We start from the raw sequence: 16,930 nt of genomic DNA, 5'->3' as shown, positions 1-16,930 counted from the left end.
GAAACCCGCAACGACGGCCTGGCAAAAGAACGCGAACCTGGGCAGGACCACCTTTGCCGTCCGCCCAAGGACGCGCCTTTCTTTTGGTTACTTTTCTTTGGAAGACAAAGAAAAGTGACCGCCGCCCCGCGCAGGGGCGACGCTAATAGACCGTTAGCAAAACAGGTTCAACGACAGAGCGTGGATAACAAACAAAAAACCCACGCCCCCGCGAGCCACTCCCACGCTCATCAAAGAATGATGCGACGGAAATCGGCAAGCAACGCGCCGAGATACGCATTGAACCGCGCGGCTTCCGCGCCATCGATCACGCGATGGTCATACGACAGCGACAGCGGCAGCGTGAGCCGCGGCACGAACTGCTTGCCGTCCCACACCGGCTTCATCTGGCCGCGCGACAACCCGAGGATCGCCACTTCCGGCGCGTTGATGATCGGCGTGAAGTTCGTGCCACCGATGCCGCCGAGCGACGAGATCGAGAAGCAGCCGCCCTGCATCTGGTCCGGCTTCAGCTTGCCGTCGCGTGCCGCCTTCGACAGCTCGGCCATTTCCTTCGCGATATCGACGAGACCCTTCTTGTCCGCATCGCGGATCACCGGCACGACCAGACCGTTCGGCGTATCCGCGGCAAAACCGATGTGGTAGTACTGCTTGAACACCAGGTTGTCGCCGTCGAGGCTTGCGTTGAACGTCGGGAATTTCTTCAGCGCAGCAACGACTGCCTTGATCACGAACGCGAGCATCGTGAACTTCACGCCCGCCTTCTCGTGTTCCTTGTTCAGTTGCACCCGCAGCGCTTCGAGCTCGGTGATGTCCGCTTCGTCGTTGTTCGTGACGTGCGGGATCATCACCCAGTTGCGATGCAGGTTCGCACCCGAGATCTTCTTGATGCGCGACAGCGGCTTCGCTTCGAACGGGCCGAACTTCGAGAAGTCGACCTTCGGCCACGGCAGCAGGTTCAGCTCGCCGCCGCCTGCCGGCGCGGCAGCCGCGGCCGGTGCTGCGCGCTGGCCGGTCATCACGCCCTTCACGAAGCTCGTGACGTCTTCCTTCGTAATACGGCCCTTCGGACCCGAACCCTGTACGCGTGCGACTTCGACGCCGAGCTCGCGCGCGAACTTGCGCACCGACGGCGATGCGTGGCTGGCGCGGTATTCGCCCGACTGCGCAGCGGCCGGAGCCGGCGCAGCAGCAGCCGGTGCCGGGGCGGCCTGCGCGGGTGCGGCGGCAGGTGCCGGCGCCGGAGCGGCAGCGGCAGCGGCCGGAGCCGGTGCGCTCGCCTGCGGTGCGGCAGCAGCGGCACCTGCGGCTTCGAGCAGCACGATCAGCGTGCCTTCCGACACCGAATCGCCCACCTTGACCTTGATGTCCTTGACGACACCTGCCGCCGGGCTCGGCACGTCCATCGTCGCCTTGTCCGACTCGAGCGTGACGAGCGACTGCTCCTTCTCGACCGTGTCGCCGACCTTCACGCCGATCTCGATCACCGGCACATCCTTGTAGTCGCCGATGTCGGGGACCTTCACTTCGAGCGTGCCGCCGGCTGCTGCCGGTGCGGCCGCCGGTGCTGCAGCAGCAGGTGCCGGCGCTGCCGCCGGAGCCGGAGCAGCAGCGGGCGCGGCCGAGCCGTTCGCCTGCGCCGCGGCGCCGCCTTCGAGCAGGATGATCAGCGAGCCTTCCGACACGGAATCACCCACCTTGACCTTGATTTCCTTCACGACGCCGCCGACCGGGCTCGGCACGTCCATCGTCGCCTTGTCCGACTCGAGCGTGACGAGCGACTGCTCCGGCTCGACGGTATCGCCGACCTTCACGCCGATCTCGATCACCGGCACATCCTTGTAATCGCCGATATCCGGCACCTTCACTTCGATCGCTTGACTCATCTGTTTCTGTCTCCATGGCCGCGCGCGCCCCTCGCGGAAGCGGCGCGCGGCATCACACGGCGTGTGCGTTAAACGGTCATCGGGTTGGGCTTCGACGGATCGAGGTTGTACTTGGCGATCGCTTCCGCGACCACCTTGCGCTCGATCGTGCCCTCGTCGGCCAGCGCGTTGAGCGCGGCGACGGTGACCCAGTGACGGTCGACCTCGAAGAAGTGACGCAGCTTCTCGCGGGTGTCCGAACGACCGAAGCCGTCGGTGCCCAGCACGACGAAGCGGCGATCGATCTGGCCGCGGATCTGGTCGACCAGCGCACGGACGTAGTCGGTCGATGCGATGACCGGGCCCTGCGTGTCCTTCAGGCACTTCTGCACGTGCGACAGACGACGCTCTTCGGTCGGATGGAGCAGGTTCCAGCGTTCGACCTGGTGGCCTTCACGCGCGAGCTCGGTGAAGCTCGGCACGCTCCACAGGTCGGCGGCGACGCCCCAGTCGTTCTTCAGCAGCTCGGCGGCGGCGATCACTTCGTTGAAGATCGTACCTGCGCCCAGCAGCTGGACGCGCGGCGCCTTCTGGTCGGCATCGGCCTTCTTGAACGCGTACATGCCCTTGATGATGTCGGCCGCCACGTGCTCGCCCTGCGGAATCGCCGGGTGCTCGTAGTTCTCGTTCATCACCGTGATGTAGTAGTACACGTCTTCCTGGTCCTGCACCATGCGGCGCAGGCCGTCCTGGACGATCACGGCGAGCTCGTAGCCGAACGTCGGGTCGTAGCTCACGCAGTTCGGCACCGATGCCGCCCACAGGAGCGAGTGGCCGTCTTCGTGCTGCAGGCCCTCGCCGTTCAGCGTCGTGCGGCCCGCGGTACCGCCGAGCAGGAAGCCGCGCGAACGCATGTCGCCCGCGGCCCATGCCAGGTCGCCGATCCGCTGGAAGCCGAACATCGAATAGAAGATGTAGAACGGCACCATGATCTCGCCGTGCGTCGAGTACGACGTCGCCGCCGCGATCCAGTCGCACATGCCGCCCGCTTCGTTGATGCCTTCCTGCAGGATCTGGCCGGTTTCCGATTCCTTGTAGAACATCAGCTGGTCGGAATCTTCCGGCACGTACTTCTGGCCCTGCTGGTTCCAGATGCCGATCTGGCGGAACAGGCCTTCCATGCCGAACGTACGCGATTCGTCCGGGACGATCGGCACGACGCGCTTGCCGAGCGCCTTGTCCTTCAGCAGGATGTTCAGGATCCGCACGAACGCCATCGTCGTCGAGATCTCGCGGCCTTCGCCCGTGCCCTTCAGCAGCGGCTCGAATGCGTCGAGCGCCGGCACCGGCAGCGACGTCGCCTTCTCGCGGCGGTGCGGCAGGTAGCCGCCGAGGTCCATGCGCTGCTTGCGCATGTATTCGAGTTCCTTCGAGCCTTCCTCGAACTTCAGGTACGGCACGTCGGCGATCTGCTCGTCGGTGATCGGCAGGCGGAACTGGTCACGGAACTTCTTCAGTTGCTCGACCGGCAGCTTCTTCTGCTGGTGCGTGATGTTCATCGCCTGGCCCGACTCGCCCATCCCGTAGCCCTTGATGGTCTTCGCGAGGATGACGGTCGGCGCGCCCTTCGTGTTCGTGGCTTCGTGGAAAGCCGCGTAGATCTTGTGCGGATCGTGGCCGCCGCGGTTCAGCGCCCAGATGTCGTCGTCCGACCAGTCGGCGACGAGCGCCTTCAGCTCAGGCGTGTTGAAGAAGTGCTCGCGCACGAACGCGCCGGATTCCGACTTGTACGTCTGGTACTCGCCGTCGACGACTTCCATCATGCGGCGCATCAGCGCGCCCGACTTGTCGCGTGCGAACAGCGCATCCCAGCGGCTGCCCCAGATGACCTTGATCACGTTCCAGCCGGCACCGCGGAATTCCGATTCGAGCTCCTGGATGATCTTGCCGTTGCCGCGCACCGGGCCGTCGAGACGCTGCAGGTTGCAGTTGATCACGAACACGAGGTTGTCGAGCTTCTCGCGGCTCGCCATCCCGATCGCGCCGAGCGATTCCGGTTCGTCCGTCTCGCCGTCGCCGAGGAATGCCCACACCTTGCGGCCTTCTGTCTTCGTGATGCCGCGCGCTTCCAGGTACTTCATGAAGCGGGCCTGGTAGATCGCCATGATCGGGCCGAGGCCCATCGACACGGTCGGGAACTGCCAGAAGTCCGGCATCAGCCACGGGTGCGGGTACGACGAAATGCCGTTGCCGTCGACTTCCTGGCGGAAGTTGTCGAGCTGCTCTTCCTTCAGGCGGCCGAGCAGGAACGCGCGCGAGTAGACACCCGGCGACGAGTGGCCCTGCACGAACACGAGATCGCCGCCGTGCTGCTCGGACGCTGCGTGCCAGAAGTGGTTGTAGCCGACGTCATAGAGCGTCGCGGCCGACGCGAACGACGCGATGTGGCCGCCGACGTTCGTGTCCTTGCCTGCACGCAGCACCATCGCCAGCGCGTTCCAGCGCGTGTACGAACGGATGCGGTGCTCGATGTCCTGGTCGCCCGGGATCTTCGCCTGCGCGGCGACCGGGATCGTGTTGATGTACGGGGTATTCGCGGAAAACGGCAGGTGTTCGCCGTGCATGCGGGCGAATTCGATCTGCTTTTCGATCAGGTAGTGCGCGCGGCCAGTGCCCACGGAGGAGATTACGCCGTCGAGCGACTCGAGCCATTCGACGGTTTCTTGCGGGTCGTCGTCATGTTCGGCGGCGACATATTTCATCACTTCGTTCGGTACAGCGGACATTCTCGTCTCCTGGGTCCTGGAATGTGAGGATCGCTCTCGTGCAGACGACGCGACGCGACCGGCTGCGGGCAAGCTCCGACGGATTGTAATGAGCGTGCGCGGGCCGGCGCAACAAAATTTTCGAATCGTGAGATCTTTTCTCGCAATGCGGAATATTGCTGCGCTGCACCCATATTTCGGGGCTCTCCGGCGCGTCGCGGCTGAACAAATCCGTTTCCGTTCAACATATCCGGTATAGGTTTTCCATGTATTGCGCTGCGCTACAATCCTGCCATGTTGACCGATCGGCTTTTCGCACGCTCGGCGCGACCGTCGGGCCCGCCGGCGGAGTCGCAGCCGTCCCGTTGGCACCACGGACCGTGGTGGTCCAATTCCTATTTGCTGACGCCCCTGCTGTCGATCCTGGTGTTCCTGGTGGTGATGAGCCTCATCCTGTGGAGCCTCAATCGCCGCGAACAACAGCAGCAGGAAGACACCCTCTTCCGTAACGTCGCGTGGGCGCAGCAGCAGATCCGCCTGTCGATGACGGGCGCGCAGGAACAGCTCCAGGCGGTGTCGCGCGATCTCGCCTCCGGCCGTCTCGACCAGAACGCGTTCCAGATGGCCGTCGCGGACGTGATGCAAACGCATCCGGAAATCCTCTACCTGAACTGGTACACGTCGCCCGGCGTGCAGCGCTGGCCGACCGTGCATCCGCCGCTGCTCGGCCAGCGGCTCGCGAAGCCCGGCGACGCGCAGATGCAGGACGCCGTGCGCGGCGCGTACGACGAGGCGCGCAGCACGCGCCGCCAGGCCTATTCGCCGCTGATCTACGACGACTTCGGCAACGGCTTCATCACGCTGCAGACACCGGTGATGCGCGGCGACCGCGAGTACCTCGGCTCGATCGCCGCGGTGTTCTCGGTCGAAGGCATCCTGAAGCACGACATCCCGCAGGAGCTGTCGTCGAAGTACAAGATCTCGATCACCGACGCGAACAACCGCGAGCTGTCGTCCACGTCGACGCGCCCGCGCCTGCCGCGCGACTCGCACTACGACCTGCCGCTCGACCCGCCTGGCCAGGGGCTGACCGTGCGCGTGTATGCATTCCCGCAGCTCACGAACCTGACCAACAACACGCTCGTGTGGCTCGTCGCGGGCCTGTCGTGCTTCGTGCTGTGGAGCCTCTGGAGCCTGTGGAAGCACACGCGCCAGCGCTTCGAGGCGCAGCAGGCGCTGTACGCGGAAGCGTTCTTCCGCCGCGCGATGGAAAACTCGGTGCTGATCGGCATGCGCGTGCTCGACATGCACGGCCGCATCACGCACGTGAACCCCGCGTTCTGCCGGATGACGGGCTGGGACGAAACCGACCTCGTCGGCAAGGTCGCGCCGTTCCCGTACTGGCCGCGCGACGCGTACCCGGAAATGCAGCGCCAGCTCGACATGACGCTGCGCGGCAAGGCGCCGAGCTCGGGTTTCGAGCTGCGCGTGCGGCGCAAGAACGGCACGCTGTTCCATGCGCGCCTCTATGTCTCCCCGCTGATCGACAGCTCGGGCCGCCAGACCGGCTGGATGTCGTCGATGACCGACATCACCGAGCCGAAGCGCGCGCGCGAGGAACTCGCTGCCGCGCACGAGCGCTTCACGACCGTACTCGAAAGCCTCGACGCCGCGGTGTCGGTGCTGGCCGCCGACGAGGCCGAGCTGCTGTTCGCGAACCGCTACTACCGCCACCTGTTCGGCATTCGCCCGGACGGCCATCTCGAGCTGTCGGGCGGCGGCTTCGACCGTGCGCAGGCATCGTCCGACTCGATCGACATGGTCGACGCGTTCGCGGGCCTGCCGGCCGCCGCGCTGACGAGCAGCACGGCGGACGCGCAGGAGGTGTACGTCGAGAGCATCCAGAAGTGGTTCGAGGTGCGCCGCCAGTACATCCAGTGGGTGGACGGCCACCTCGCGCAGATGCAGATCGCGACCGACATCACGACCCGCAAGAAGGCGCAGGAACTCGCGCACCAGCAGGAAGAGAAGCTGCAGTTCACGAGCCGATTGATGACGATGGGTGAAATGGCGTCGTCGATTGCTCACGAATTGAACCAGCCGCTCGCCGCGATCAACAACTACTGCTCGGGCACGCTCGCGCTCGTGAAGAGCGGCCGCGGCACGCCGGAGACGCTGCAGCCCGCGCTGGAAAAGACCGCGCAGCAGGCACTGCGCGCGGGGATGATCGTCAAGCGGATCCGCGAATTCGTGAAGCGCAGCGAGCCGAAGCGCCAGCCGGCGCGGGTCGCGGACATCGTCGCCGACGCGGTCGGGCTCGCCGAAATCGAGGCCAGGAAGCGCAGGATCCGGATCGTCACGGAAATCCTCGCAAGAATGCCTATTATTTATGTCGACCCCGTGCTGATCGAGCAGGTGCTCGTGAACCTGATGAAGAACGCGGCCGAGGCAATGGCCGACGTGAAGCCGGCGTCGGTGGACGGCGTGATCCGCGTCGTCGCCGATATCGAGGCGGGCTTCGTCGACATCCGCGTGATCGACCAGGGCCCGGGCGTCGACGAAGCGACCGCCGAGCGCCTGTTTGAACCGTTTTACAGCACCAAGTCCGATGGCATGGGCATGGGGCTGAATATCTGCCGTTCGATCATCGAATCGCATCGGGGGCGTCTGTGGGTGGTCAACAACGTCGAGCCGGATGGCCGCATATCCGGCGCAACGTTCCACTGCAGCCTGCCCATTGGGGAACCCGCTGATCTCGGCCAAGGGGGGCGCGAGGCATCGGCATCACATACCGTTACGGGAGAACTATGAATAGCCCTGTCACCACCACTCAGGAAACCGTCTTTGTCGTTGACGACGACGAGGCCGTACGGGACTCGCTGCGCTGGCTGCTGGAGGCGAACGGCTATCGCGTGCAATGCTTCTCAAGCGCCGAGCAGTTCCTCGATGCCTACCAGCCTGCACAGCAGGCCGGCCAGATCGCGTGCCTGATCCTCGACGTCCGCATGTCGGGCATGAGCGGCCTCGAACTGCAGGAGCGCCTGATTGCCGACAATGCCGCGCTGCCGATCATCTTCGTCACGGGTCACGGCGACGTGCCGATGGCCGTCTCGACGATGAAAAAGGGTGCGATGGACTTTATCGAGAAACCGTTCGACGAAGCCGAGCTGCGCAAGCTCGTCGAGCGGATGCTCGACAAGGCCCGAAGCGAAAGCAAGAGCGTCCAGGAACAGCGTGCCGCGAGCGAACGCCTGTCGAAGCTGACCGCGCGCGAGCAGCAGGTGCTCGAACGGATCATCGCGGGCCGCCTGAACAAGCAGATCGCCGACGATCTCGGCATCAGCATCAAGACGGTCGAAGCGCACCGCGCGAACATCATGGAAAAGCTCAACGTCAACACGGTGGCCGACCTGCTGCGCCTCGCGCTGTCGAAGAAGCAGGCCTGAGCGGGCGCCGGCCGCGGCGGCACTGCCCGCCCGGCCCGCAAGCCAGTGCTCCCAGCCGCCCCGCGCGATGCGGCCCACTCGCGCGGCGGCGGCCGTTCTCCCGGCGCGCGAGCGCCGCGGCCATGACGCTTTCCGTTGATTCGCTGTCGGACGGCAGCAGGCGACCGGTATAATTACGTGCTTTGCTGCGGCGCCTCGGGTGCCGTACGCCCGCATTCCAACTTCCCGGCAGGACCCACCACCATGACAGCCCTCCTCATCGACGGCAACGCCCTTTCGAAGACCCTGCGCGCCCAGGCCGCCGAACGCGCCGCCGCCCTGACCGCACGCGGCCACCAGCCCGGCCTCGCGGTGATCCTCGTCGGCGCCAACCCGGCGAGCGAAGTCTACGTGCGCAACAAGATCAAGGCGTGCGAGGACAACGGCTTCTTCTCGCTGAAGGAGGCGTACCCGGACACGCTGTCGGAAGCCGATCTGCTCGCGCGTATCGACGCGCTGAACCGCGATCCGAAGATCCACGGCATCCTCGTCCAGCTGCCGCTGCCAAAGCACATCGACAGCCACAAGGTGATCGAGGCGATCGCACCGGAGAAAGACGTCGACGGCTTCCACGTCGCGAACGCCGGCGCGCTGATGACCGGCAAGCCGCTGTTCCGCCCGTGCACGCCGTACGGCGTGATGAAGATGTTCGAGGCGCACGACATCCCGCTGCAGGGCGCGAACGCGGTCGTGATCGGCCGCTCGAACATCGTCGGCAAGCCGATGGCGATGATGCTGATCGACGCCGGCGCGACCGTGACGATCTGCCACAGCAAGACGCGCGACCTCGCTGCGCACACGCGGCAGGCCGACATCGTGGTCGCCGCGGTCGGCAAGCGCAACATCCTGACCGCCGACATGGTGAAGCCGGGCGCGACGGTGATCGACGTCGGCATGAACCGCGACGACGCGGGCAAGCTGTGCGGCGACGTCGATTTCGCGGGCGTGAAGGAAGTGGCCGGCCACATCACGCCGGTGCCGGGCGGTGTCGGCCCGATGACCATCACGATGCTGCTGATCAACACGATCGAATCCGCCGAGCGCGCCGCCGACGCGGCCGCCTGAGCCTCTGCCCCGTTCAGCCGGCGTGCGGTTCCGCGCGCCGGCGCTTCGCCGGCCTCGCCGGCCTGGCCGGCCGCACCGCACCGCACCGCGTCGGCCGCGCCATCAAACGCTTCCACCCCGCATTCGACCCCGCATCAATCGCATCGTTAGAAACTAACGATTGGAAAGCGCGCGATGCGCCCCAATAATGTCGATATCGGGCGCCGCGTTGCCTTGCGCGCCTTACCCTTTTCACCCCGGTTCATCCGGCAACAGACAGGGAGTCTTAATGTCCGCCAGCGCCAACACCAACCCGCTACTCGATTTCTCCGGCCTGCCCCGCTTCGGCGAGATCCGCCCGGAACACGTGACGCCCGCGCTCGACACGCTGCTCGATGACGCCAACCGCGCGGTCGAGACGGCAAGCGCGGCCGCGACGCCGGCAACCTGGGCAGCAGTCGTCGAGACGGTCGAGCACGCGACGGAGCCGCTCGGTCGCGCATGGGGCATCGTCGGCCACCTGAACGCGGTTGCCGATACGCCCGAACTGCGGGCCGCCTATGGCGAGAACCTGCCGCGCGTGACGGAATTCTGGTCGAGCGTCGGCCAGAACCTCGCGCTGTACGAGAAGTACAAGGCGATCGCCGCAAGCGCCGAATACGCGACGCTGTCCACCGAACGCAAGAAGATCCTCGACAACGCGCTGCGCGATTTCCGCCTGTCGGGCGCCGAGCTGCCCGAGGACCAGAAGCCGCGCTTCGCGGAACTGCAGGAGCAGCAGGCAGCCCTGTCGAAGGCATTCTCCGACCACGTGCTCGACGCGACCAACGCGTACGCGTACTTCGTGCAGGACGAGGCCGATCTGGCCGGCCTGCCCGGCGACGCGATCGAGGCTGCGCGCGAAGCCGCGCAAAAGGATGGCAAGGAAGGCTGGAAATTCACGCTGCACTTCCCGTCTTACTTCCCGGTGCTGCAATACGCCGACAACCGCGCACTGCGCGAAACGCTCTACCGCGCCTATGCGACGCGCGCGTCGGAACTCGGGCCGCAGTACGGCGACGGCAAGGCCGAATGGGACAACACGGCGATCGTCGCCGATGCGCTGAAGCTGCGCCGCGAAGAGGCGCTGATGCTCGGCTTCCGCAACTTCGCCGAAGTGTCGCTCGCGCCGAAGATGGCCGAATCGCCGCAGCAGGTGATCGCGTTCCTCGAGGATCTCGCCACGCGCGCGCGCCCGCACGCCGACAAGGACTGGGACGAGCTGCGCACGTTCGCCGCGAAGGAACTCGGCCTCGCCGAACTCGCGCCGTGGGACGTCGCATTCGCGGCCGAAAAGCTGCGCCAGCAGCGCTACGCGTTCTCGGAAAACGAGGTCAAGCAGTACTTCCCGGAACCGGCCGCGCTGAAGGGCCTGTTCACCGTCACCGAGACGCTGTTCGGCGTGCAGATCAAGCCGGACGACGCGCCGGTGTGGCACAAGGACGTGCGTTTCTTCCGCGTCGAGAACCGCGACGGCTCGCTCGTCGCGCAGTTCTATCTCGACCTGTATGCGCGCGAAGGCAAGCGCGGCGGCGCATGGATGGACGACGCGCGTTCGCGCGCGAAGCGCGGCAGCAGCGTGCAGACGCCGGTCGCGTATCTCACCTGCAACTTCTCGGCGCCGGTCGGCGGGAAGCCCGCGTGCTTCACGCACGACGAAGTCATCACGCTGTTCCATGAATTCGGCCACGGGCTGCACCATATGCTCACGCGCGTCGACGAACTCGGCGTGTCGGGCATCAACGGCGTCGAATGGGATGCCGTCGAGCTGCCGTCGCAGTTCATGGAAAACTTCTGCTGGGAGTGGGACGTGCTGTCGTCGATGTCGTCGCACGTCGACACGGGCGCCGCGCTGCCGCGCGAGCTGTTCGACAAGATGATCGCGGCGAAGAACTTCCAGAGCGGGCTCGGCACGCTGCGCCAGATCGTGTTCTCGATGTTCGACATGCTGCTGCACGTCGACTTCGATCCGGCGGGCGCGACCGGCGTGACCGCGTTCGCACGCGAGATCAACGAGCGCTATCACGTGATCCCGCAAGCCGCGTTCTCACGCTGGCCGAACACGTTCAGCCACATCTTCGCGGGCGGCTACGCGGCCGGCTACTACAGCTACAAGTGGGCCGAGGTGCTGTCGGCCGATGCGTACGCGGCGTTCGAGGAAGCGGCCGCCGCAAGCGGCAGCGTGCTCGATGCGGCGACCGGCACGCGCTATCGCCGCGAAATCCTCGAGGTCGGCGGCAGCCGCCCGGCGATGGATTCGTTCAAGGCGTTCCGCGGCCGCGAGCCGCAGATCGACGCCCTGCTGCGCCACAACGGGATGGCTGCGCCCGCGCACTGAGCGCCGCCCGGCCCTTCCGGCTGTTCAGGCTGCATCGACAGGCACCGCTTCGGCGGTGCCTTTTTTCATGGCGCGGGCGATGCGTCGTCGAACAGCGAGAACTGCCCGTGGCGCTCGGCGGTATCTTCGTCGATGCGCACGCCGACGCCGAGCAGCCGCACCGCCTGCGCACGCCGTTGCAGCCCTTTCGCGAGCAGCGTGACGGCCGTATCCGCATTCGTTGCATCGGCCACGCACTCGACCGTCGTGCGCTGGAAATCGGCGAAGCGGATCTTCACGTACAGCTTGCGGATCGAGCGCGCGGCACCCGCCCGTTCGATCCGCGCGTCGAGTTGCACGACGAGTCGGCGGATTTCCTCCGCGCATTGCTCGAGTGTCGTCAGGTCGGTTACGTAGGTCGTCTCGACGCTGACCGACTTGCGTTCCTGGTCGGCCTGCACGCGCCGCTCGTCGATCCCGCGCGACAGTTCGTACAACCGCCGCCCGAACGCGCCGAACTCGCGGTGCAGGTCGATCAGCGGCCAGTCGCGCAACTGCGCGCAGGTCTGGATGCCGAGCCGGTCGAGCCGCGTGGCCGTCACCTTGCCGACACCGTGCAGCTTGCGCACCGGCAGTGCCGCGACGAACGCGTCGATCTCGTGCGGCCGCACGACGAACAGCCCGTCGGGCTTGTTCCAGTCGGACGCGATCTTCGCGATGAACTTGTTCGGCGCGACGCCCGCCGACACCGTCACGCCGACCGTGTCGAACACGCGCTGGCGGATCTCCCGGGCTATCAGCGTGGCACTCCCCTGGCACCGCTCCGACCCGCTGACGTCGAGGTACGCCTCGTCGAGCGACAGCGGCTCGACGTCGGGCGTGTAGTCGCGATAGATCGCCATGATCTGCCGCGACGCCGCGCGGTACTTGTCCATCGCGGATGGCAGGATCAGCAGGTCCGGGCACTTGCGCATCGCCAGCGCCGACGACATCGCCGAATGCACGCCGTAGCGCCGCGCCTCGTAGTTGCAGGTCGCGATCACGCCGCGCTGGTCGGGCCGGCCGCCGACCGCAAGCGGCCGGTTGCGCAGCGACGGGTCGTCGCGCATCTCGACCGACGCGTAGAAGCAGTCGCAGTCGCAGTGAATGATCTTGCGCATGCGCGGCAGCGCGTCGCCCGGCGGCGGCGCGGGCGGATCGGCAGACGGAATGATGGTCGGGTTCACGGTGCCGATACTGTACAAAAACACAGTGCCGGTTTCAACTGTCGCGTGCGGCCGCGCCCGGCGGCGCCGTACCGGCCCGCTTTGCGCGGATCGTACCGGCCGGGCACGGACAGCCGCGCCTATACTCGTCTGCCACAAGACACGAAACGCCAAGGTGACGGATGAAGACGATCGGACTGATCGGCGGGATGAGCTGGGAATCGTCGGCCGAGTACTACCGGATGATCAATCGCCATTCGAAGGCGCTGCACGGCGGGCATCACAACGCGAAGAGCGTGCTGGTCACGGTCGATTTCGCGGAGATCGAAGCGCTGCAGCGCACGCACGACTGGGCCGCGCTCGGCGAACGGATGGCCGGCGCCGCGCGACAGCTCGAGGCGGCCGGCGCCGATCTCGTCGTGCTGACCACCAATACGATGCATCGCGTGTGCGATGCGATCGAAGCCGCGGTGACGCTGCCGTTCCTGCACATCGCCGATCCGACCGGCACCGCGCTGCGCGATGCGGATGTCGAGCGCGTCGCGCTGCTCGGCACGCGCTACACGATGGAGCTGCCGTTCTACGCGGAGCGGCTGCGCGGCAAGTTCGGGATGGAGGTGCTCGTGCCGGACGAACGCGGGCGTGACGACGTGCACCGGATCATCTACGACGAGCTGTGTCACGGCATCATCTCGCCGGAATCGCGCGCGACGTACGTCGCGATCATCGAGGAACTGGCCCGGCGCGGGGCGCAGGCCGTGATCCTCGGCTGCACGGAAATCACGCTGCTGATCGGCGCGGACGATTCGCCGCTGCCGGTATTCGACACGACCGCGCTGCATGCGAAGGCGGCGGTCGAGTGGGCAGCGCGCTGATCGCTGCCGCGCAGAAAACAAAAAACCCGGCACGAGGCCGGGTTCCTGTCGACGAAGCGCGCATCGGTCACTTGCGCTGCACATCGTCTGGTGTGCTTGGTTGCGGGGGTAGGATTTGAACCTACGACCTTCGGGTTATGAGCCCGACGAGCTGCCAGACTGCTCCACCCCGCGTCAGAGAAATAAATTATAGGGTGAGGGAGTACTCACGTCAATACTTTTGTCACAATTTCTTCCCGATTCATCGAAACGGCTGCGCGCGGCGCCTCCCCCGCCCCGCACGAAGCGCGCGTTCGCGCCCCGTGCTCGCGGTAAGATGGCGGCCTTCGCATTCACCCCGCACGCACACTCCCGTTCATGAAAATCGCCACCTGGAACGTCAACTCGCTCAACGTCCGCAAGCAGCATGTGCTCGACTGGCTCGCGCAAAGCGGAACCGACGTGCTGTGCCTGCAGGAACTGAAGCTGCCGGACGAGAAATTCCCGCGCGCCGATCTCGAGGCAGTCGGCTACCGCAGCTGGTTCACCGGCCAGAAGACCTACAACGGCGTCGCGATCCTCGTGCGCGACACGCTCGCCGTCGACGAATCGGACATCGTGCGCAACATCCCCGGTTTCGACGATCCACAGCAGCGCGTGATCGCCGCGACGGTCGACGGCATACGCATCGTGTCCGCGTATTTCCCGAACGGACAGGCGCCCGACTCCGACAAGTTCGTCTACAAGATGCAATGGCTCGACGCGCTGCAGGCATGGCTGCGCACCGAGCTGCAGCGCTACCCGAAGCTCGCGCTGCTCGGCGACTACAACATCGCGCCGGAAGACCGCGACGTGCACGACCCTGCAAAATGGGAAGGCCAGAACCTCGTGTCGCCGCAGGAGCGCGCTCACTTCGCGCAACTGATCGAGCTCGGCTTCGTCGATGCGTTCCGCCGCTTCGAACAGCCGGAGAAGACCTTCACGTGGTGGGACTACCGGATGATGGCGTTCCGCCGCAACGCGGGGCTGCGCATCGACCACGTGCTGCTGTCGCCGGCGCTGGCCGAAACCTGCACGTCGTGCGAAGTCGATCGCACGCCGCGCACGTGGGAACAGCCGTCCGACCACACGCCCGTCGTCGCGGTCGTCGGCTGATCTCCCGGGCAGCCCGCGCGCGTTCAGCGTCGCGCGGGCGCCGGCCCCAGATGGGCCCACAGGAACCCGAATTCGGCCGCATCGGCCTCCGCGCGTTCCAGATCGTCGGCGCTGCCGTGGCCGCCGTCGGTGTTCTCCCAATACCAGACCCGTTCGTGACCGAGCGCCTGCATGCGCGCGGCCATCTTGCGGGCGTGCGCCGGATGCACGCGGTCGTCACGCGTCGACGTCGTCAGCAGTAGCGGGGGATACGCGACGCCTTCGCGCACGCGGTGATACGGCGAGTACGCGGCCAGCGCCGCACCTTCGTGCGGATCGTCCGGGTCGCCGTATTCGTCGAGCCATGCGGCGCCCGCGTGCAGCTTCGGATAACGCCGCATGTCGAGCAGCGGCACGCGGCAGAGCACCGCGCCGAACAGCTCCGGCCGCTGCACCATGCACGCGGCGACCAGCAATCCGCCGTTGCTGCCGCCCTCGATGCCGAGCTGCGCGGCAGTCGTCACGCCGGTGGCGGCCAGGTCCTCGGCCACCGCGATGAAATCGTCGAAGGAACGCTGGCGGTGTTCGCGCTGCGCATCGACGTGCCAGCGCGGCCCGAACTCGCCGCCGCCGCGGATGTGCGCGAACGCCATCACGCCACCGCGCTCGAGCCACCCGATACCGAACGCATCGCTGTAGCCCGGCAGGTTCGGGATCGCAAAACCGCCATAGCCCGACAGCAGGCACGGCCGCGCGACACGCGTGGCGCCGTCGGCCACGTCGAGTGAATCGCGCGGCCCGATCAGCGTGTACGGCACCGTCGTGCCGTCTTGCGAGCGCGCGCTCGCGCGGCGCACGACGAGCCCGGCCGCGTCGAACTGCACCGGCGGCCGGTCGAGCAGCACGCGGCGCGACGGCGCATCGTCCGCGCGATCCGCAAGGTCGGCAAGCCAGCATTCGGGCGGATCGAGACAGGTGTCGACGTCCACGTAAATCTCGTCGTTCAGCGTCGACTCGACGGGCTCGACGTCGATCTGCGCATCGCCCGGCCCCGGCCATTCGAACGGCCGCGCGTCCCACGTCCACGTGCCGTCGTCGGCCTGGCTCGGCTGCCACAGCATCGTGCGATTGTGCACGTCGTCGAGCCAGCTCGCGATCAGCGTCGTGCGCGTGTGCGTCCACGTGCACGCGGACGTCGACGGTTGCGGCGCGAACAGCGTCGTGAATTCGCGCGCCCCGGCCAGGAACGCCTGCTCGCGGATCGCGAGCAGCGAACCGCCCGCATGGCGCACGCCGTCGCAATCCCAGTCGAGGCGCGGCTCCAGCATGAGCCAGCCTTCCCAGAACCCGACCTCGACGTGGGTCGGCACGTCGTAGCGCGCCCACTCGCCCGCCTCCGTCAAGCGGTACGCATGTGCGTCGAAGAAATCGACGCTGCGCCACGCGACGTGACGGTTGTCGATCGGATCGAACCCCGCACCCGCGCTGATGTCGTCGGGTTCGCCGCGGAATACGACGGGCGCATCGGCAAGCGCGGTGCCGCGCACCCAGCGCCGCGCTTCATACGGATAGCCGGCCGCGGTCGCATGCGCTTCGCCGCGATCCCAGCTCACGTAGACGGTATCGCGATCGATCCAGCCGACCGTGTGATGCCCCGGCTCGTCGATCGTGAAGCCGCCGTCGACGAAACGGCGCTCGACGAGATCGAATTCGCGCACGACGACCGCATCGGCGCCGCCCGGCGACAGCGACAGCAGCGCGCGATCGCCGTCCGGGTACAGGATCGCGTCCTGCTCGAACACCCACGACTCGCCCTCCTGCGCACCGAGCGCGTCGACGTCGAGCAGCGTTTCCCACGCCGGCTTTCCCGCGCGCCAGTCGTCCCAGCGCGTGCGGCGCCACAGCCCCTTCGGATGAAGATCGTCCTGCCACAGGTCGTAGGCCCAGTCGCGCCAGCGGGTCGGAATCACCGGGCGCTCGCGCGGCAGGTACGCTTTGGCGAGGCGCGCCGTCAGCGCGCGATACGCGTCGTCGTCACGCAGCGCGGCGCGCGTGCGCGCATTCTGCTCGTCGACCCACGTGCGGGCGCGCTTGCTGTCGAGCGCTTCGAGGAAACGGAACGTGTCGGCCCCGGCGGGCCAGCGGAAGGAATCGGACATTGAGAATGGGCGGAATGGCAAACGGCATGCAAACCGCGATTATGTCCGATCGCGGCATGCGCG

At 66.6% G+C, this 16,930-nt stretch carries 10 protein-coding genes and 1 tRNA gene; 6 read left to right on the top strand and 5 right to left on the bottom strand.

The window, feature by feature from the left end; all coding sequences use genetic code 11:
- Nucleotides 1–230: 230 nt before the first annotated feature.
- Nucleotides 231–1,886: a dihydrolipoyllysine-residue acetyltransferase gene (aceF, locus tag FFS49_RS22280; protein ID WP_105816929.1), complete on the bottom strand. Its 1,656-nt coding sequence runs from the start codon at nucleotides 1,884–1,886 to the stop codon at nucleotides 231–233.
- A 68-nt stretch (nucleotides 1,887–1,954) separates the two neighbouring features.
- Nucleotides 1,955–4,651, bottom strand: a complete 2,697-nt coding sequence (gene aceE / locus FFS49_RS22275) for a pyruvate dehydrogenase (acetyl-transferring), homodimeric type (RefSeq protein WP_105816930.1) — start codon at nucleotides 4,649–4,651, stop codon at nucleotides 1,955–1,957.
- 273 nt (nucleotides 4,652–4,924) lie between these two features.
- Between aceE and fixL the strand changes: the two genes are divergently transcribed.
- From fixL to FFS49_RS22255, 4 genes are all read left to right on the top strand, one after another.
- Complete coding sequence (gene fixL, locus FFS49_RS22270; protein WP_039364788.1) at nucleotides 4,925–7,441, top strand: oxygen sensor histidine kinase FixL; 2,517 nt, start codon at nucleotides 4,925–4,927, stop codon at nucleotides 7,439–7,441.
- Nucleotides 7,438–8,076 carry an oxygen response regulator transcription factor FixJ gene (fixJ, locus tag FFS49_RS22265; protein ID WP_006493245.1) on the top strand — a complete coding sequence of 213 codons (639 nt, stop codon included), beginning with the start codon at nucleotides 7,438–7,440 and terminating at the stop codon, nucleotides 8,074–8,076. The genes fixL and fixJ overlap by 4 nt, the downstream gene beginning before the upstream one ends.
- Nucleotides 8,077–8,319: 243 nt before the next feature.
- Nucleotides 8,320–9,180, top strand: coding sequence for a bifunctional methylenetetrahydrofolate dehydrogenase/methenyltetrahydrofolate cyclohydrolase FolD (gene folD / locus FFS49_RS22260; protein ID WP_105816931.1), 861 nt, complete (start codon nucleotides 8,320–8,322; stop codon nucleotides 9,178–9,180).
- A gap of 268 nt (nucleotides 9,181–9,448) precedes the next feature.
- Complete coding sequence (locus tag FFS49_RS22255) at nucleotides 9,449–11,536, top strand: M3 family metallopeptidase (protein ID WP_039364795.1); 2,088 nt, start codon at nucleotides 9,449–9,451, stop codon at nucleotides 11,534–11,536.
- Between the two features lie 65 nt (nucleotides 11,537–11,601).
- Here FFS49_RS22255 and dinB read toward each other — a convergent pair whose 3' ends face one another.
- A complete protein-coding gene (gene dinB / locus FFS49_RS22250; RefSeq protein ID WP_105816932.1) occupies nucleotides 11,602–12,765 on the bottom strand; it encodes a DNA polymerase IV in 1,164 nt (387 codons plus the stop codon).
- Nucleotides 12,766–12,902: 137 nt separating this feature from the next.
- Here dinB and FFS49_RS22245 point away from each other — a divergent pair, with 137 nt between their 5' ends.
- The gene (locus FFS49_RS22245) at nucleotides 12,903–13,595 is read left to right on the top strand and encodes an aspartate/glutamate racemase family protein (RefSeq protein ID WP_105816933.1); all 693 of its coding nucleotides are present in this window, start codon (nucleotides 12,903–12,905) and stop codon (nucleotides 13,593–13,595) included.
- Between the two features lie 97 nt (nucleotides 13,596–13,692).
- On the opposite strand, the gene FFS49_RS22240 is transcribed toward FFS49_RS22245, so the two are convergent.
- Nucleotides 13,693–13,769: transfer RNA gene (locus FFS49_RS22240), tRNA-Met, on the bottom strand.
- Nucleotides 13,770–13,952: 183 nt separating this feature from the next.
- Between FFS49_RS22240 and xth the strand changes: the two genes are divergently transcribed.
- A complete protein-coding gene (gene xth / locus FFS49_RS22235; RefSeq protein ID WP_071334730.1) occupies nucleotides 13,953–14,729 on the top strand; it encodes an exodeoxyribonuclease III in 777 nt (258 codons plus the stop codon).
- Between the two features lie 23 nt (nucleotides 14,730–14,752).
- Here the strand turns inward: xth and FFS49_RS22230 are convergent, their stop codons facing one another.
- Nucleotides 14,753–16,867, bottom strand: coding sequence for a prolyl oligopeptidase family serine peptidase (locus FFS49_RS22230; protein WP_105816934.1), 2,115 nt, complete (start codon nucleotides 16,865–16,867; stop codon nucleotides 14,753–14,755).
- Between the last annotated feature and the right edge of the window lie 63 nt (nucleotides 16,868–16,930).

It is taken from the genome of Burkholderia sp. 4NA327C6 (assembly GCF_005502655.1).
GTDB lineage: Bacteria > Pseudomonadota > Gammaproteobacteria > Burkholderiales > Burkholderiaceae > Burkholderia > Burkholderia contaminans.
The sequence above is the reverse complement of the archived record's forward strand: the minus strand, read 5'-3'. Positions and strand labels throughout refer to the sequence as shown.